The sequence below is a fragment of the Pseudomonas sp. KK18 genome (assembly GCF_037094675.1).
In the GTDB taxonomy this organism is placed as follows: Bacteria; Pseudomonadota; Gammaproteobacteria; order Pseudomonadales; family Pseudomonadaceae; genus Aquipseudomonas.
In genome coordinates this window covers 4,410,174-4,425,449 of record NZ_CP146605.1, presented here as the reverse complement: position 1 = coordinate 4,425,449, position 15,276 = coordinate 4,410,174, and the positions used below count along the sequence as shown (strand labels likewise).

21 protein-coding genes are annotated in these 15,276 nt (G+C 61.4%); 15 read left to right on the top strand and 6 right to left on the bottom strand.

Annotated elements, in window-relative coordinates:
• Positions 1–8: 8 nt before the first annotated feature.
• Entirely contained in the window at positions 9–320 is a 312-nt protein-coding gene (locus tag V6607_RS20060) for a hypothetical protein (RefSeq protein ID WP_102605590.1), read from the bottom strand.
• A gap of 174 nt (positions 321–494) precedes the next feature.
• On the opposite strand from V6607_RS20060, the gene V6607_RS20055 reads away from it, so the two are divergent.
• The 4 genes from V6607_RS20055 (at position 495) to V6607_RS20040 (ending at position 5,423) form a co-directional block, all read left to right on the top strand.
• Positions 495–1,040, top strand: coding sequence for a sigma-70 family RNA polymerase sigma factor (locus V6607_RS20055; protein ID WP_003219688.1), 546 nt, complete (start codon positions 495–497; stop codon positions 1,038–1,040).
• Positions 1,037–1,981 (top strand): FecR family protein, encoded by a 945-nt coding sequence (locus V6607_RS20050; protein ID WP_134326913.1) that lies wholly within the window; start codon positions 1,037–1,039, stop codon positions 1,979–1,981. Before V6607_RS20055 ends, V6607_RS20050 begins: the two co-directional genes overlap by 4 nt.
• 89 nt (positions 1,982–2,070) lie before the next feature.
• A complete protein-coding gene (locus V6607_RS20045) occupies positions 2,071–4,560 on the top strand; it encodes a TonB-dependent siderophore receptor (protein ID WP_134326912.1) in 2,490 nt (829 codons plus the stop codon).
• 224 nt (positions 4,561–4,784) lie between these two features.
• Positions 4,785–5,423: a hypothetical protein gene (locus V6607_RS20040; protein ID WP_134326911.1), complete on the top strand. Its 639-nt coding sequence runs from the start codon at positions 4,785–4,787 to the stop codon at positions 5,421–5,423.
• A gap of 62 nt (positions 5,424–5,485) precedes the next feature.
• Here V6607_RS20040 and V6607_RS20035 read toward each other — a convergent pair whose 3' ends face one another.
• Positions 5,486–6,031, bottom strand: a complete 546-nt coding sequence (locus V6607_RS20035) for a hypothetical protein (protein WP_003219695.1) — start codon at positions 6,029–6,031, stop codon at positions 5,486–5,488.
• Between the two features lie 213 nt (positions 6,032–6,244).
• Between V6607_RS20035 and V6607_RS20030 the strand changes: the two genes are divergently transcribed.
• Positions 6,245–6,574, top strand: coding sequence for a hypothetical protein (locus tag V6607_RS20030; protein ID WP_023658946.1), 330 nt, complete (start codon positions 6,245–6,247; stop codon positions 6,572–6,574).
• 3 nt (positions 6,575–6,577) lie between these two features.
• On the opposite strand, the gene V6607_RS20025 is transcribed toward V6607_RS20030, so the two are convergent.
• Positions 6,578–7,129 (bottom strand): DUF4262 domain-containing protein, encoded by a 552-nt coding sequence (locus V6607_RS20025; RefSeq protein WP_003219697.1) that lies wholly within the window; start codon positions 7,127–7,129, stop codon positions 6,578–6,580.
• A 172-nt stretch (positions 7,130–7,301) separates the two neighbouring features.
• Between V6607_RS20025 and V6607_RS20020 the strand changes: the two genes are divergently transcribed.
• The 4 genes from V6607_RS20020 to V6607_RS20005 all read left to right on the top strand — a co-directional run bounded on the left by V6607_RS20020 (position 7,302) and on the right by V6607_RS20005 (position 9,736).
• Positions 7,302–7,997 carry a fumarylacetoacetate hydrolase family protein gene (locus V6607_RS20020; RefSeq protein ID WP_102369405.1) on the top strand — a complete coding sequence of 232 codons (696 nt, stop codon included), beginning with the start codon at positions 7,302–7,304 and terminating at the stop codon, positions 7,995–7,997.
• Positions 7,998–8,033: 36 nt separating this feature from the next.
• Positions 8,034–8,933, top strand: a complete 900-nt coding sequence (locus V6607_RS20015) for an AraC family transcriptional regulator (RefSeq protein ID WP_134326910.1) — start codon at positions 8,034–8,036, stop codon at positions 8,931–8,933.
• A gap of 91 nt (positions 8,934–9,024) precedes the next feature.
• The gene (locus V6607_RS20010) at positions 9,025–9,471 is read left to right on the top strand and encodes a GNAT family N-acetyltransferase (RefSeq protein WP_003219700.1); all 447 of its coding nucleotides are present in this window, start codon (positions 9,025–9,027) and stop codon (positions 9,469–9,471) included.
• Positions 9,472–9,475: 4 nt separating this feature from the next.
• The gene (locus V6607_RS20005) at positions 9,476–9,736 is read left to right on the top strand and encodes a hypothetical protein (protein WP_134326909.1); all 261 of its coding nucleotides are present in this window, start codon (positions 9,476–9,478) and stop codon (positions 9,734–9,736) included.
• A 287-nt stretch (positions 9,737–10,023) separates the two neighbouring features.
• On the opposite strand, the gene V6607_RS20000 is transcribed toward V6607_RS20005, so the two are convergent.
• Positions 10,024–10,968 carry a sensor domain-containing diguanylate cyclase gene (locus V6607_RS20000; protein WP_134326908.1) on the bottom strand — a complete coding sequence of 315 codons (945 nt, stop codon included), beginning with the start codon at positions 10,966–10,968 and terminating at the stop codon, positions 10,024–10,026.
• Between the two features lie 244 nt (positions 10,969–11,212).
• Between V6607_RS20000 and V6607_RS19995 the strand changes: the two genes are divergently transcribed.
• Positions 11,213–11,461, top strand: a complete 249-nt coding sequence (locus V6607_RS19995; RefSeq protein WP_008435982.1) for a DUF1652 domain-containing protein — start codon at positions 11,213–11,215, stop codon at positions 11,459–11,461.
• Positions 11,462–11,465: 4 nt separating this feature from the next.
• Here V6607_RS19995 and V6607_RS19990 read toward each other — a convergent pair whose 3' ends face one another.
• Entirely contained in the window at positions 11,466–11,609 is a 144-nt protein-coding gene (locus tag V6607_RS19990) for a hypothetical protein (RefSeq protein ID WP_166742173.1), read from the bottom strand.
• Positions 11,610–11,879: 270 nt separating this feature from the next.
• On the opposite strand from V6607_RS19990, the gene V6607_RS19985 reads away from it, so the two are divergent.
• From V6607_RS19985 to V6607_RS19965, 5 genes are all read left to right on the top strand, one after another.
• The gene (locus tag V6607_RS19985) at positions 11,880–12,200 is read left to right on the top strand and encodes a YXWGXW repeat-containing protein (protein WP_003219711.1); all 321 of its coding nucleotides are present in this window, start codon (positions 11,880–11,882) and stop codon (positions 12,198–12,200) included.
• Positions 12,201–12,247: 47 nt separating this feature from the next.
• Positions 12,248–12,829, top strand: coding sequence for an RNA polymerase sigma factor (locus tag V6607_RS19980; protein WP_134326907.1), 582 nt, complete (start codon positions 12,248–12,250; stop codon positions 12,827–12,829).
• Positions 12,826–13,257, top strand: coding sequence for a hypothetical protein (locus V6607_RS19975; protein ID WP_003219715.1), 432 nt, complete (start codon positions 12,826–12,828; stop codon positions 13,255–13,257). Before V6607_RS19980 ends, V6607_RS19975 begins: the two co-directional genes overlap by 4 nt.
• Positions 13,254–13,730 carry a periplasmic heavy metal sensor gene (locus tag V6607_RS19970; protein ID WP_134326906.1) on the top strand — a complete coding sequence of 159 codons (477 nt, stop codon included), beginning with the start codon at positions 13,254–13,256 and terminating at the stop codon, positions 13,728–13,730. The genes V6607_RS19975 and V6607_RS19970 overlap by 4 nt, the downstream gene beginning before the upstream one ends.
• A gap of 237 nt (positions 13,731–13,967) precedes the next feature.
• Positions 13,968–14,177 carry a YXWGXW repeat-containing protein gene (locus V6607_RS19965; RefSeq protein WP_080673247.1) on the top strand — a complete coding sequence of 70 codons (210 nt, stop codon included), beginning with the start codon at positions 13,968–13,970 and terminating at the stop codon, positions 14,175–14,177.
• A 72-nt stretch (positions 14,178–14,249) separates the two neighbouring features.
• On the opposite strand, the gene V6607_RS19960 is transcribed toward V6607_RS19965, so the two are convergent.
• Entirely contained in the window at positions 14,250–15,191 is a 942-nt protein-coding gene (locus tag V6607_RS19960; protein ID WP_134326905.1) for a LysR substrate-binding domain-containing protein, read from the bottom strand.
• Positions 15,192–15,276 lie beyond the last annotated feature (85 nt).

The window sequence follows — 15,276 nt, the reverse complement described above, 5'->3', positions numbered from 1 at the left end:
GCGCACGTTCAGCGAACGAAGGCTGCATGCACCAGGCGCTGCAGCTGCGTTCGCTCCCACAGGCTCATCAGATCGAGCGGATTGGTGCCGTAACGTTGCCAGGTGTCCAGTGAACCTTGCCTGTTATCCGGTGCAATACAGCGCAGGCAGCACTCCAGAGCCGTCCCGCAGGTTGACAGCGTGACCTGCCAGCCGTCGATGTCGACAACCATTTGCTCGTCGCTGGAGCTGACGGGTTTCAGCGTTCGAACCTCTAATGCCACGTCCTTGAGCAGTTGATAGGCCTCGCGGGTGGAGACCGTGTTGGCGAAGGTTGTCATGCGTGATGTCCTTGTATGAGTCGCAGAAGTGTCGCGTGCGCACTGGTCGCTTTCAAGGTGGGCACAGCAAGTCGCAGATTCGTTGCAACCCATCACTCCATCCTTGCTCCCCCTTCGTTTTACTGTCATCGTTCGCGCAATTGGTAATCTTTCTTGTTTGAGAAATTTTTGCGCATGCATGACTTTCCTGTAGCTGATGGTGATATAGCCCGTCGCCAGCAGACCATCACCACCCTCTACAGCGACCATCATTCCTGGTTGCACGGTTGGCTGCGCAAGAAACTCGGCTGCTCGCAACATGCCGCCGACCTGGCCCACGACGCGTTTATCCGCATCCTGCTGCTGGCCGACCCCCATACCATCAAGGAACCCCGCGCCTTCCTGGCCACCACGGCGGGGCGCTTGATGATCGATGGTGCGCGTCGGCGGCGCATCGAAAAGGCCTACATGGAAGCCCTGGCGATCCAGAGCGAAGATGCCGGGATGCCGGACCCGGCGGCGATTCATGTGGCACTGCAGGCCCTGGAACGCATTGCCGAAATGCTCATCGGCCTGCCCGCCAAGGCCCGCGAGGCATTCCTGCTCAGTCGCCTCGACGGGCTGACCTACAGCGAAATCGCCGAACAACTGCAGGTGTCTTCCAGCACCGTGAAGAACTACATCTCCAGTGCGTTGGTGCATTGCTATCACACCCTGCACGGGGCGGACCCGCTGTCGTGAGTTCCGAGCAGATCATCAGTGAAGCCGCCCGCTGGCTGACGTTGTTGCACGACGACCACGTGACCGAGGCCGACCGCGCGGCCTTCGAGAAATGGTGCCAGGCCGATCCACGGCATGCCGTCGCCATCGAGCGCATGCGCAGCCTGTGGGGCAGCCTCGACGAGTTGCCCGCCGCCCCGGCGCGCATGGCCCTGAACCGTGCATTTGCCCCACAGAAAACAAGGTTTGCCGCCCGTAGCACCCAGGCCGTCGCGCTGTTGGGTGTGTTGCTGTGCGGCTGGGCCGGGATTGAGCGCCTGCCGGTGTGGATGGCCGACCAACGCACCAGCGTGGGCGAACGGCGCCAGGTGGCACTGACCGATGGCAGCCAGGTACAGCTCAACAGCAACTCGGCACTGGACGTGAAGTTTGACGGCCACCAACGGGTGATCGAACTGTTGCAGGGCGAGATGTGGGTCGAGGTGGCCAAGGACGCGCAACGGCCGTTCGTGGTGCACACCGACCAGGGCACGGCCACGGCGTTGGGCACGCGGTTCCTGGTGCGCAAGGCCGAGGATGGCGCGACCGTGGTCACCGTGATCGAGTCCACCGTGGCCGTCAAAGGCACCGTTGCGGGCGACGTGAAAGTGCCGGCGGGGCAGAAGTCCACGCTCCAGGACGGCCGTGCCGGCACCCCACAACCCATCGGCAACGCCGACCCGGACGCCTGGACCCGTGGTTTGCTCAAGGTCGACGACCAACCCCTGAGCGAGGTCCTGCAAACCCTCGCCGGTTACCGCCATGGGCTGGTGCGCTTTGATCCGCAGGCGCTGCAAGGGATGCGCGTGTCCGGGGTATTCAAGCTCGACGACACCGGCGCGGCCCTGGCGTCGCTGGCGGATAACCTGCCGATCAAGGTCGAGTACTTCACCGATTTGGTGGTGGTGATCAAGCCTCGGTAAAAAGTCTGAATAAAAACTGCTCTCATTCATACCCGATTTTCCGACATGGCCGTCATGACTAATAGAACCCCCATTTCCCAGGACTTCTCATGTCGCGCCTTGCTCGTCCTTTACAGCCATTGACCCTTTCAGTGGCGATGGCGTTTGCCGCCGTACCCCTGCTGACCGTTCAAGCGTCCTACGCGGCTGAAAGCGCTGCGTTCTCCATTCCCGCCGGTGACCTGAGCCAGGCCCTCAACAGCCTCGCCGAACAGGCGGGCCTGGTATTGGCCTTTGATTCGAGCCTGACCCGCGGCAAACGCAGCAATGGCCTGAACGGGCAATACAATACCGACGCCGCCCTGGCCCAAGTGTTGGCCGGCAGCGGCCTGCAAGCCCTGAAGATCGCCGACGACCGCTACCGTCTCGAAGCCATCCCGCACACCGATGGCGCCATGGAGTTGCAGGCCACCACCATCAGCGGCGCGTACCAGTCGGAAAGCCCCACCGGCCCGGTGTCTGGCTACGTGGCCACCCGCAGCCTGTCGGGCACCAAGACCGACACCGCACTGATCGAAACCCCGCAGTCGATCTCCGTGGTCACCAAGGACCAGATGCGCGCGCAGAACGCCGAGAGCCTCAACCAGATCCTGCGCTACAGCGCTGCCGTGATCCCGGAAACCCGTGGCTCCACCGCCTCGCGTCTCGACCAGTTGACCATCCGTGGCTTCACCCCGGCGACCTACCTCGACGGCCTGCGCATGCCGTCGAGCCGGGATGCCTTGCCGCAAAAAGACGCCTTCGACCTGGAGCGCGTCGAAGTGCTGCGCGGGCCCGCGTCGGTGCTGTACGGGCAGGGCACCCCCAGCGGCGTGATCAACATGGTCAGCAAACGCCCGCTGGACACGCCGTTCCATGAAGTCGGCGTCGAGTACGGGACCTTCAACAAGAAGCGCACGACCTTTGACTTGAGTGGCCCGCTGGACGACCAAGGCGTTTATTCCTACCGCGTTGCCGGCCTGTTCGACGATGCCGACGGGCAGATCGACCACACCGAAACCCGGCGTCAATCCCTGTCCACCGCCTTCACCTGGCGCCCGGACGACAACACTTCGCTGACCTTGCTCGGGCATTTCCAGAAAGACCCCAAGGGCGCGTCCTACGGCTCGATGCCAGCCTGGGGCTCGGTGCTGCACAGCCCGACGGGGCGCAAGATCGACGTGGATTTCTACGACGGCGAAAAAAGCTTCGAGAAGAGTGACCGCGAGTATTACTCCATCGGCTACGCCTTCGAGCATCACTTCAACGATGTCTGGACCGTGCGCCAGAATGCGCGCTACCTGCGCAGCGAAGGGCAATACCGCAGCCTCTACAGCAACTACCTGGAGAGCGATTACCGCACCATCCGCCGCTCGACCATCGCCAGCGACGTGAATATCGACGCCTATGCCCTCGACAACCAGTTGCAGGCCAAATTCGACACCGGGCCGTTGCAGCACACCGTGCTGATGGGCGCCGATTACCAGAACACCAGCACCGACACCAAGTCGGGCAGCGGCGTGTACACGGCAGGGCCTACGCTGGATATTTTCGACCCGGTCTACGGTGCGGCAGTGCCGGTGCCGGCGTACACCAGCGACGCCACCTCGCGCAGCGAGCAAACGGGGGTGTACCTGCAAGAGCAGATGAAGTGGGACAAATGGGTGCTGTTGATGGGCGGGCGTTATGACTGGGCCAGCACCGACAACAGTACCCTGGCGATGACCACCCAGAAAAAGACCAAGTCGTCCCAGGACAGCAAGGCCTTCACCGGCCGCCTGGGCCTGGTCTACCTGTTCGATAACGGCCTGGCGCCGTATGTCAGCTACTCGGAATCCTTCCAGCCGCAATCCGGCACGGGCTACGGCGGTTCGACGTTCCAGCCGACCGAGGGCAAGCAGACGGAAATCGGCATCAAGTACCAGCCGCCGGGCAGCAACAGCTTCATCACGGCTGCCATTTTCGACCTCCGCCAGACCAACGTACCGACGCTGGACCCGGACGCTTCCCACCTGTGCAACGGCTCCCGCTGCCAGATTCAGGACGGTGAAGTGCAATCCCGCGGGTTTGAACTGGAAGGCAAGGCCAGCCTGAACGACAACCTGGATATCACTGCGGCCTATGCCTACCTGGATAACCGCATCAGCAAATCCAACAACACCGTGCGTTATGCGCCCATCAGCGACATCGGTGTCGGCCCGGCCATTGCGGCCGAAGGCACCACCACCTACGCGGTGCCGCGTCATACCGCGTCGGCCTGGGCGGATTACACCCTGCACGACGGCACGCTGAAGGGCTTCGGCGTAGGCGCCGGTGCGCGCTATGTCGGTTCTTCCTGGGGCGATACCGCCAACACCCTGAAGGTGCCGGGCTACACCTTGTTCGATGCAGCGGTGCACTACGACATCCCGCACATCAATCGTCAGGGTGACAACCTGCGCCTGGCGGTAAACGCCACCAACCTGGCGAATAAAGAGTACGTCGCGTCCTGCTATTCCTACTCGTGGTGCTGGTATGGCTCACAGCGTACCGTGCAGGCCAGTGCGACCTACCAGTGGTAAACACCCACCTACTGTAGGAGCGAGCTTGCTCGCGAAGAACCTGAGAGCAGCGCGCTAAGCCAGGCACGCTGCGTTATCGTTAACGATTTTCGCGAGCAAGCTCGCTCCTACAGTGATCGTCAGTATTTTATGGAAGATGGCCTTTTAACATTCCCACCCACTCTTTATCATCCGCCCCCAGCAACTCCGGCCATGGAGACGCTCCATTCACTAAGGAAGTCGTAATGCACATTGGAAAAATGCTGGGGTTGGCCCTGATCACGTTGTCGATGGGCGGCTGCGCCAGCTTCACGAAAGACGAAGTGGCACCCGTCACGCTGCCATCGAAGGCCAGCTACGCCAACAAACCGAACGTCTACGTAGACTTCAAGTTCTACCAGGGCGAGCCGACAAATGCCGCCGCGGCCGAAGTCCCACAAGCGCGTGACATGCTCAAGCCACAGCTGCAGAAAGTCCTGACTGACTCCGGCCTGTTTGGTCGCGTGACCCTGGATGAATTCCAGAAGCAGCCAGGCGATTACAGCCTGCGCCTGAAGGTCTACAACCATCCACCGGGTGGCGGCCAACTGGTATTGGCCTTTATCAGCGGCTTTACCTTCACCATCATTCCGGCGCTGGGGACTGATCAGTACACCATGAAGCTGGAATCGGTGGACGCACAAGGCCAGGCGCTGAGCACCGGCACCAACCACGACTCGATCAATACCTGGATGGGCATCTGGTTCATCCCGTTGATGGCCAATACGCCGAAAGACGCGGTGACCGATACCTTCACCCGCCAGGTCAATGCCCTGCTCAAGCAAATGGTCGACGGTAATAACCTGAAGTATTCGGCGCTGGATGCCGGCGTGCCACGGGCGTGACACGTAACTGAACGTTTGAAACAGCTGCGAGGGCAGGGTGGCCGATCCTCGCAGCCCAGGCCTTACTTAAGCGCCTTGATGAACAACGGGTCGCTGTACAGCGACTTGAGCAAATCCCGCACCATCGGGTTGTAGGCGTTGGCGGCATTCGGGATCGCAATGAACCCGAAGAACGAACTGGGCCAGGTGTGATTCACTTCCTTGGTCGCGTCGTACACCACGTCATTGCCCTTGAGCAGGGTAAACCGCGCGGCCAGGGTGCCGTTGCCGGAGCCCATGCCTGCCGACAGCGAATTCTTCACCACCAGCACTTGCAGATGACGTTCTGCTTGCGGGTTCAGCAGGCCTGCCAGTTGCAGTTCCTGGGTGATTGCAGCCTGGATATGCGCCGGGATGCTGCCACTGGGCGAGCGGATCGGGTTGGCACGTACAGACAACGAGCCTTCGCCCGACGCGGCCGTCACCTGGGCATTGCTGACGGGTTGCAGCGGCGCTGCCTGCTTGAGGACCTGGACGTTATCGAAGTTCGGCTCGTATTGCGTCATGGTGACGCCGCAGCCTTGCAACAGCAGCGCGAGCAATGGGGTCAACAGTAGAAGCTTTTTCACGGCGTTTCCTTGCGTGAGTGTGGGAGAGCGCCGCGATTATCGTCAGGCAATGGGCCATCGGCAACCAATAGTGGCAAAATGCCTGAATGGCAACGCTGTTACTCGGTTCGGTTTCAGGTCGGAAAATTCACCGATAAGGCAATTTGCTGGCCCCTTTGTAACAAAATCCTCGCCAAAATCACTTTTATTTTCAGGTGGTTAGGCGGGATGCAAATGCGCAATGTTGGAATCATGCTGATCGCCTGTTCCCTGGCGGGTGGGGCGGTTTCGGTTGAGGCACGGGAGCTGCGGGACAACGACAAGTACATGTGCAGTTGGGGGGCTGGCACCGCCGCCCGGGCCCAGGAATTGAAGCTGTCGGGCGTCTCGCTGTACGCCGCGCGGCAGAAGCTGAAGACCTACCAGTTCAAGAAACCCTGGATGCACATGATGGCCATGGGCATCACCGAACAGACCTACGACAGCCGTTCGCGGGTCAAGCCCGAGGTGATTCGCCAGAGTTTTTATCAGGACTGTTTGCGCTACAAGCTGGCGCGTAAATAACCCTTATTTATCCAGCAGCAATTGGAGCCTTGAGAACGACTGGTCGTAGTTGGGCTCCCACGGAAAGCGCCCTTGTTTGTCCGGCCAGACCATTTGCAACGCAGGGAAATCAGCTTTGATCGAGGCGTAGAACCAGCCGGCATAACCGAGGTACTCGCGGTAGTGCCTGCGGTCTACAGGAATGAAGGCGATGCGCATGCCTTCGGCAATATCGTCATAGGGCTTGTAGGTTTCATAGGCGGCTTTTGCACCGGCAAAGCGGATCGCGGCGATGTTCAGCAACTGCTGGGCAATCTGCGGGGGCAGCCCGAATACGATGATTTCCGGTTGGCCGAAGTTGGCGTAGAACCCCAGGGAGTAGGCGAACGAAGGCTCACCGTCTTCAGCCCGCACATGCACATGGTGCCAGCCGATCTTCTTGATATCCGCCAACACCTTCTCGTCATATTCCGAATCTGCCTTGGGCAACTGGAATCCCGGAAGCGGGGCCTTGGCTGAAGTGTTCATCGAGAACAATGAGGCGGCGAAGAGGGCGACGGCGCGAATGATGTTCATCAGAGTCCTTTCTGCGGGATCAGGGGTTGAAAGCGCGATGAGGCTAGCAGTGTTGGGTTCGCTCGGCAAAGTGACCGATGCACCGCCCAGTACAAAATCTGCGTAAGCCTGTCCAACTTCGCCCCGGAGCCCGTCCGCATACTGGCCCCAGGTAACCGAAGAGGCACATGCCATGACCCGCTACGTCATCACTCCCAACGAAACCCCGTCCCTCGCCATCCACGGCGACGACGCCCGCTTCCCGCTGCGCCGGGTGTTCTGTGTCGGGCGCAACTACAGCGAACATGCCCGCGAAATGGGCCACGACCCCGACCGCGAGCCGCCGTTCTTTTTCATGAAGCCAGCTGATGCCGTGGTGCCCGCCGAGGGCGTGATCGCCTATCCGCCGCTGACCGCCGATCTGCACCATGAAGTCGAGTTGGTGGTGGCCATCGGCAAGGGCGGCGTGGACATCGCCCCGGAAGATGCGTTTGCGCATATCTGGGGTTACGGCTTGGGCATCGACCTGACCCGCCGCGACCTCCAGGCCCAGGCGAAAAAGCTGTCGCGGCCGTGGGAATGGGCCAAGGCCTTTGATGAGTCGGCACCTTGCACTCCGCTGCGGCCGGTGAGTGCCGTCGGCCACCCGGGCACTGGGCGAATCTGGCTCAAGGTGAATGGCGAGCAACGTCAAGTGGGCGATCTGGCAGACCAGATCTGGTCGGTCAGTGAGGTGATCAGCCACGCGTCCAAATCCGTGGCGCTGAAAGCCGGCGACTTGATCTTTACCGGCACCCCGGCGGGCGTCGGCGCCTTGCAACCGGGCGATGTGGTGACCGCCGGGATCGACGGCCTGGCGGAGCTGAGCTTCACCCTCGGCCAGGGTTGACGCTACAGTGGTGCCCAGGCCCTCCGAGAAGTACGTATGCCCGGCACCCGCATCACCACCTATGGCATGGAACAACGCAGCGACCGCTCCGACTTCTACATCCGCGACAAGCGGGGCAGGGCGGCGCTGACCAGTCCCCATCGCCACGAATATTTCCAGATCCAGATCAACCTGGGTGGCGACACCGTGCAGCACATCGGCGGTGCGGTGCGCCCGTTCCCGAAAAAGGCCCTGGCCTTTATCCTGCCCCATCGCCTGCACGTGATTCCCCATCCCGACGACGGCGACTTCATGCTGATCAATTTCAGCCAGGGTTTTTTCCTGCCGCAACTGACCTGCGACCCGCTGGACCTGGAAGACATCCCCATCGGCCAGGCGCCGGAGCTGTCGCCGTTCCGCTTCCAGGAGCAGTTGGACTTCATCCTCGACGACGCGGCCTTCGAAGAAGTCAAAACCTGGCTGGAACACATGCGCACCCTGGACGCCCACCGCAGCTTCGGCGCCCGGGAGCGGCTCAAGGGTTACCTGTTCCAGTTGATCGGGCTGGTGTGCGAACAGTACGCCGAACCGCTCCAGGCCTTCGCCGCCAACAACGCCACCCGGCGTGGGCGCAAGGATGCCCTGGCCCGGGTGCAAGGCTACATCCGCGAGCATTTGCACGAGCCGTCGCTGAACCTGACGGATGCCGCGGCGGCGGCGTTCCTGTCGCCCAACTACCTGACCCACCTGTTGCGCAAGGAAACCGGCAAACCCTTCTCCCAGTTGGTGCTCGACCGGCGCATGCAACTGGCGCGCACGCTGCTGCTCAACAGCCCGCAGATGATCGGCGCGATTGCGCACCGTTGCGGGTTTACCGACGAGGCGTATTTTTCCCGGTGTTTCCGCAAGGCCCACGGGCTGGCGCCGGGGCAGTTCAGGCGGCGTGAGCAGGATTAACGCGCAATCCGGCTGACTGTTTTACAAATCCACCACAACCGATGTGTTTCAATTTACATACAATTGAGCGTCTCATCGGGAGGCGGTGCACATGGGTTCGGTTATACGGTTGGCAACTCCGGGCGATATCAATGCCATTTTCGACATTCGCACCGCCGTGGTGCAGAACCACTTAAGCCGCGAGCAGATGGCTGAGCTGGGCATTACCCCGCAAGTCGTCGCCGACAGCATGCGCGAGGCGCCTTGCGTATGGCTTGCCGAACTGGACGGCAGGCCTGTCGCGTTTGCAATGGTTGATCTTGCCGAAGGCGAGGTGTTCGCCCTGTTTGTATTGCCGTCTCACGAGAACCTTGGGTTGGGCCGCCAATTGATGGCAGTGGCCGAGGCCGCGCTGTTCGAGCACCACGACACGCTCTTCCTGATCACGGATGGGCGGGATCAGATCCGTGCCAACGGTTTTTACCAGCGGCTTGGCTGGGCAGTGGTCGACACGGCCGAGGGCGACGATGTTCGCTATCAGAAACACAAGGTGCAATGAGTGTATGAGTGAGCTGGAACCCCCTCAATCCAACGCCTTGCGCTATTTTGGCGTCGGCGTTCTATGTGTCGCGGTGTTGTTGGGGACCTATTTCGTTCGGCTCAATGCCCAGGTCGACCGGCAGCGGGAAGAGGCGGCGGAGCGCCTGGCGTTATGCCGCCAGGCGGCGAGTGTTTCGCGCGCCACGCCCCAGGACGAACTTGTATTGGTGGATCCGTGCAAACACCTGTATCAGCACGACTTGAAGAAGCCCACGCACTTCTAATCAATAGCCTTATTTTTATCGAGGAATTAAACAGCGAAGTTTGTTTAACGATGCGCTGTTATTGCACCAAAAAGTGGCATTTCCAATAATCGGATCCATTAAAAAAGTGTGGTTATTGAATGACTTAGCGCTGTTTTAATCCGACGAAAGGTTGAAAATTATCTTGTTACAAGTTTTCCCGCTGGGTAATATAGCCGGGCGTTCACCTCCCACGGTTTATGCATTTTTAAATCCCAAGTTTCCATCAGCTACTTGGGATTTTTTTTGTCCGCGATTTGGCTTTTGTGTCAATCCGCCACGTTGGCAAACTCTGCACGCATCCGGCCATTGCGCTTGGCCTGGTACAGCAACTTGTCGACGGCCTCGACAAAGGCCAGCGCCGCGCTGCCCGGCGTTACCGTGCAAGTGCCTACGCCCAGGCTCAGTGTCAGCAGGTCTGACACCGCCGAGTGCTCATGCGCGATCTGCTGCTGGCGGATCAAGTGCAGGCAGCGTTCGGCCACGCGCCGTGCCGACTCGGCATCGGTTTCCGGCAGCAACCACACAAATTCCTCACCGCCGATGCGCGCAATGAAGTCCCGTGGCCGGTTGGCCGCCTGCGACAGCGTGCGTGCCACCTGGCGCAGGCATTCGTCGCCCTTGATATGCCCGTAGAGGTCGTTGTACTGCTTGAAATAGTCGATATCCAACAGGATCAGCGACAGCGGCAATTGGCTGCGCTGGGCGCTGGTCCACTCCCGCGCCAGCACGGTATCGAACATGCGCCGGTTGGCGATGCCGGTGAGGCCGTCCTGAAACGAATACTCCTCCAGCTGTTTTTGCAGGCGAATCAGGTGTTCTTCGGTCTTCTTGCGCTCGCTGATGTCGAACATGAAGCCGATCAGCGCCTGCACCTCGCCGTCCTTGCGCTCCACGTGCACCACGTCGCGAATCCACACGTACTCACCGCTGGCGGTCAGCGCCCGGTAATCGGCTTCATGATCGACCCCGGCCCGGGACTGGGAGACGCAGAAGTTGACCACATACTCGCGGTCGTCCGGGTGCATGCGTTCCACCCAGTCATCGACGGTGGCCCAGCTCTGCGGCGTCCAGCCCAGCAGCGCCTCGATCTGCGGGCCGATGTAGCTGAAAGTCATGGTTGCCCAGTCGATACGCCAGGGGATGGCCTTGGTCGATTCCAGCAACGTCTTGTACACAGCACTGTCGGGTTCGATCAAAGGTTCGATGCTCATGCGGAGTGCTCTCGGTGTCGGAAAAAAACCAGAGCATCTTGCCATCATCGCCAGGAAGCAAGCCCTTCGCGCGGCATCGGATAAGAGGGTGTCGGTGTGGTTTTTTTGGCGTCAGCCGGCCAGCGGTTTTAGCCGAAATGCGCACCAAGTATCACTTTTGCATTAATTCCCGGGCAGTTTGAAAAAGCTCATCTACCCTAGACGGATCACGTCCTCCGAGCCCCGTACAGGGAAGGGTGCCCGCATGATTTCGATCGCCGAGTTTCGCCACATCATGGAGTCGGGCTTCCTGCCCCTCGCCTGTGACTGCTCATTGAACAGCGACGGTTCGCTGCGCATCAACATCTTCGACCCGGCCTCCGGGCGCGTCGACCTGCTGCTGCCCCGTGTGTCGCCCCAGGGTCTGGACAGCATCCGTTCCATCTCAAACCTGATTGGCGAACTGCGCACCGAGATCAAGGCCGGGCGCAGGGGTTTTGCAGCGGTCAGTTAGCGGATCAGGAGATCGCTTGTGCCGTCGGGGTAGTCACTACCCCGTAACCGCGCCAGCAGCAATGCTCGCGGTGCCCCGGCAGGAACACGCAGCCGCCAAGGTTCATGAGCAGGACGGCGGCAACCAGCAGTGAAATTCGACGAGACATGGTGATTTCCTCAAGGTGATGGACGTCGCCAACCAACAGAACGCGCCTGTCGATTACCAACGGTTAACCCTTGAACGCGGCCATACGGATAAATCCGTCGCGGCCTTTCAACAATTTCATCAACTCCCCGCAAACCCTGGGCAATACTGGCCCTGCCTGCCGTCCTGAGCGGTCGCGATAAAAAGTTCTTTTTGTTGCGACGGATTTTCGGACACCTGCCGTTCAACCCTACAACTGCGATCACTGGCGATCGCCGATGAAGGAGTTGTCATGAGACTTGCACGACCGCTGGCCAAATTACGTTATGCCCTGTTGATCCCGCTGGCACTGGCCGCCCTGGTCAGCACGCCGACGTTTGCCCAGACCGAAGTGATCATCCGCGAAGCGCCACCGCCGATGCGCGTCGAGGCCGTTCCCGTCGAACGCCCTGGCTATGTGTGGGATCGCGGGCACTGGCGCTACGAAGGGCGCGGTTATGCCTGGGTACCGGGCCACTGGCAGCCGGTGATGCGCAACGCCCGTTGGGAACCTGGCCACTGGGAATCGCGCGGCCCCAACTGGTACTGGAGAGAAGGGCACTGGATCCGCTGAGCATTCCGTCAACCTGACCCTTAGCCACCGGACCGAGACTTGCCCTATTGAAAGACACTGATCCGGACGTTGAGCTGTTGGCCCGCATCGGTAACAACGAACCGGCGGCCATCAACGAAATGGTGACGCGCAAACTGCCGCGTTTGCTCGCGCTCGCCAGTCGGATCCTCGGGGATGCCGACGAGGCCAGGGACGTGGCCCAGGAAAGCTTCCTGCGTATCTGGCGCCAGGCTGCAAGCTGGCGCAGTGGCGAAGCGCGTTTCGACACCTGGCTGCACCGCGTGGCACTCAACCTGTGCCACGACCATTTGCGTCGGCGCAAGGAGCGCCCGCTGCACGATGAGGAGGCGATGAGCGAGGTGGTCGACACAGCGCCTGCGCCCGATGAACAGCTGGAAGCGGCCGCCCGCAGTGAGCGCATGGCGGCGGCGTTGGCGTCGCTGCCTGATCGCCAGCGTGAAGCGATTGTGTTGCAGTATTACCAAGAGCTGTCGAATATCGACGCCGCGGCGCTGATGAACATCAGCGTCGAGGCACTGGAGAGCTTGCTGTCACGGGCCCGGCGCAACCTGCGCAGTTACCTTGACGACACACCCGGGCCCGCCCGCCCAGGAAGGGGAAAACCATGACGCCTGAACGATTTGCCCAATTGGCCGAGGCTTACGGCGGCCACTTGCACCGTTGGCCGCGCGCCGAACAGGCCGAGGCCCAGGCCCTGCTGGACGCAGGCGATGCCAGCCTCCTTGAGGTGCTGCATCAGGCGCGATGGCTCGACGGCCAGCTGGACGGCTATCAACTGGCACCCGTCGACCCGGCGCTGGCGCGGCAGATTCGCCAATCGTTTCCCCAGCGCCAGTCCTTCTGGGCGCGCTACGCCGGCTGGCTGTCGCCGGCCGGTTTTGTTGGCGTGGGCATCGCCGGGGTCGCCGCCGGAATCCTGGTGGCGTCGTTGAGCGTGCCGTTGCCCATGCTTGGCCCTGAAGTACTGCCGAGTGTCTTCGACCAGGGCGACGCCGAAGTCGTCTTCACCGTCAACGCCGAGGAAAGCGAGCAATGACCCCGTCACCCAAGTACCTGAAGCCGCTGCTGGTTGTGTCGGTGTTGTTCAACGTGTTTTTGATCGGCGGTGTCGGCGGTGGCTTGTACCATTGGTTGGCGAACACCAAGCCCGCCGAGGCCGTGGTTAACCAGCATGGCCTGCGCCAGGCGATGGTCAAGCTGCCGCCGGAACGGCGCAAGGAACTGCGCCAGTTGTTGCGCCAGAACCGCGCCGACAGCCAGCCGCTGGTACTTGCCGGGCGCGAGGCGCGGCTGGACGTGATCAAGCAACTGGAGGCGCCGACGCTGGACCGTGCGGCGTTGGTGACGGATTTGGGCAAGGCCCGGGAGGCGGACATGGCGCTCAGGGCGCTGGTGGACAACACCCTGGCGCAGTTCGCCAGCACCTTGCCCCGGGATGAGCGCCAGCGGTTGGTGGAGGCGTTGTATATGAAGGGCCAGGCGAAGGGCAAGGTCGCCAAGAGCCACTGATGATCGTTCCCACGCTCTGCGTGGGAATGCCGCCCCGGACGCTCTGCGTCCAGTTGGCGATGCAAGGTTCAAGTCTTGCGCAGTGGTGACGCGGAGCGTCACGGGATGCGTTCCCACGCAGAGCGTGGGAACGAGCATTAATAACCGAGACGGGCGACGGATTTTCCCGGGTGGCGGCGTTTAACCCGGGTAGGCCCGCCACTCAGGCGAAGGCCAATCTCATTGGGGAACCGTGCCATGTCCCGCCTATTCAAAGCTACGCTGGCCGCCACGTTGATGGCGGCTGCGTTGTCCGGTTGTATTGTCGAGCCTGTTCATCCGCGGCGTCCGCCGCCTTTGGTCGAGGTGGTGCCGGTGGCGCCGGCGCCAGGGTATCAGTGGGTGCGGGGGCACTATCGCTGGGGGAACGGGCAGTGGTTATGGGTGCCGGGGCATTGGCGGTACTGATCCACCACACGTTCAACTGCGACACCGAAACCCTGTGGGAGCTGGCTTGCCTGCGATGGCATCACCGCGGTCTTACTGACAGACCGAGGTGCCTGCATCGCGGGCAAGCCCGGCTCCCACAGGTGATAGGGGCTCCGTCAGGACTTTCCTGAACGTCTCCACCAGCGGCCGCAAGTTGATCCGATGCCACGCCGCCCACAGCGGCGTGGTGTAGGTCAGCCACGGCAGTTCTCGCAGCACAACGCCTGGCGGTGCATTGCGGTTCAGACCCTTCTGCACCATCGCCACACCCAACCCCGACGCCACCAATCCCAACGCGGTAAACGGCTCGCTGGCTTCCATCGGAATCTGCGGGGTAAACCCTGCCCGAATGCACGCCGCGACAAAGTCATCCGCCGGGTTTGCACCCGCTTTGCGCTGCACGCCAATCCATTGTTGCTCGGCCAGATGCTCAGGCAGCAACTCGCTGACGCTGGCCAGCGGATGCTGCTCGGGCAGCGCCAGCAGCATCGGATCGTCCAGCACTTGCAATGCAATCAGGTCCGGGTCATCCACCGCCGGTGGTTCACCCACCAGAGCGATATCCAGGCTGCGTTGGCGCAGGCCTTCCAGTTGCTCGATGGAGGGCAGGTTGTACAGGGCGATATGCACGTTGGGCCGCGCGTCACGCAGTACCTTCAGGCCGTTGGGCAGCACCCCCGCGTGCATGGCGTTTTCGATGTAGCCGATGCACAGTCCGCCTTCTTCGCCTTTACCCAATCGCCGGCCCAATGACTCCAGGCGGTTGGCGTGGGTCAGCAGCGCCTTGGTTTCGGCGAGGAACGTCTGGCCGTCGCGGGTCAGGCGGATGCGCTGTTGGCTGCGCTCGAACAGGGTCAGGCCCAAGCGTTCTTCCAATTGGGCAATCTGCCGGCTCAGGGGCGATTGGGAGATGTGCAACCGTTCGGCAGCACGCCCCACGTGTTCTTCTTCAGCGACTACAACGAAGTAGCGCAATTGGCGGAAGTCGATCATGTCAGACCTTAAGGGACTCAAGTTGGTCGCAGTATGTCTTGGACGGTCCGATCTCTGCAATCTACGATCTGCTCAACGGTCAACA

Bases quoted from the DNA above. Each gene is read 5' to 3' on its own strand.
- V6607_RS19990 (WP_166742173.1), bottom strand. From the start codon at position 11,609: ATGTCTCGTCGAATTTCACTGCTGGTTGCCGCCGTCCTGCTCATGAAC.
- V6607_RS19975 (WP_003219715.1), top strand. From the start codon at position 12,826: ATGACGCCTGAACGATTTGCCCAATTGGCCGAGGCTTACGGCGGCCAC.
- V6607_RS20040 (WP_134326911.1), top strand. From the start codon at position 4,785: ATGCACATTGGAAAAATGCTGGGGTTGGCCCTGATCACGTTGTCGATG.
- V6607_RS19995 (WP_008435982.1), top strand. From the start codon at position 11,213: ATGATTTCGATCGCCGAGTTTCGCCACATCATGGAGTCGGGCTTCCTG.
- V6607_RS20015 (WP_134326910.1), top strand. From the start codon at position 8,034: ATGCCCGGCACCCGCATCACCACCTATGGCATGGAACAACGCAGCGAC.
- V6607_RS20020 (WP_102369405.1), top strand. From the start codon at position 7,302: ATGACCCGCTACGTCATCACTCCCAACGAAACCCCGTCCCTCGCCATC.
- V6607_RS20025 (WP_003219697.1), bottom strand. From the start codon at position 7,129: ATGAACATCATTCGCGCCGTCGCCCTCTTCGCCGCCTCATTGTTCTCG.
- V6607_RS19970 (WP_134326906.1), top strand. From the start codon at position 13,254: ATGACCCCGTCACCCAAGTACCTGAAGCCGCTGCTGGTTGTGTCGGTG.
- V6607_RS20045 (WP_134326912.1), top strand. From the start codon at position 2,071: ATGTCGCGCCTTGCTCGTCCTTTACAGCCATTGACCCTTTCAGTGGCG.
- V6607_RS19985 (WP_003219711.1), top strand. From the start codon at position 11,880: ATGAGACTTGCACGACCGCTGGCCAAATTACGTTATGCCCTGTTGATC.
- V6607_RS20005 (WP_134326909.1), top strand. From the start codon at position 9,476: ATGAGTGAGCTGGAACCCCCTCAATCCAACGCCTTGCGCTATTTTGGC.
- V6607_RS20030 (WP_023658946.1), top strand. From the start codon at position 6,245: ATGCGCAATGTTGGAATCATGCTGATCGCCTGTTCCCTGGCGGGTGGG.
- V6607_RS19965 (WP_080673247.1), top strand. From the start codon at position 13,968: ATGTCCCGCCTATTCAAAGCTACGCTGGCCGCCACGTTGATGGCGGCT.
- V6607_RS20010 (WP_003219700.1), top strand. From the start codon at position 9,025: ATGGGTTCGGTTATACGGTTGGCAACTCCGGGCGATATCAATGCCATT.
- V6607_RS19960 (WP_134326905.1), bottom strand. From the start codon at position 15,191: ATGATCGACTTCCGCCAATTGCGCTACTTCGTTGTAGTCGCTGAAGAA.
- V6607_RS20000 (WP_134326908.1), bottom strand. From the start codon at position 10,968: ATGAGCATCGAACCTTTGATCGAACCCGACAGTGCTGTGTACAAGACG.
- V6607_RS20060 (WP_102605590.1), bottom strand. From the start codon at position 320: ATGACAACCTTCGCCAACACGGTCTCCACCCGCGAGGCCTATCAACTG.
- V6607_RS20055 (WP_003219688.1), top strand. From the start codon at position 495: ATGCATGACTTTCCTGTAGCTGATGGTGATATAGCCCGTCGCCAGCAG.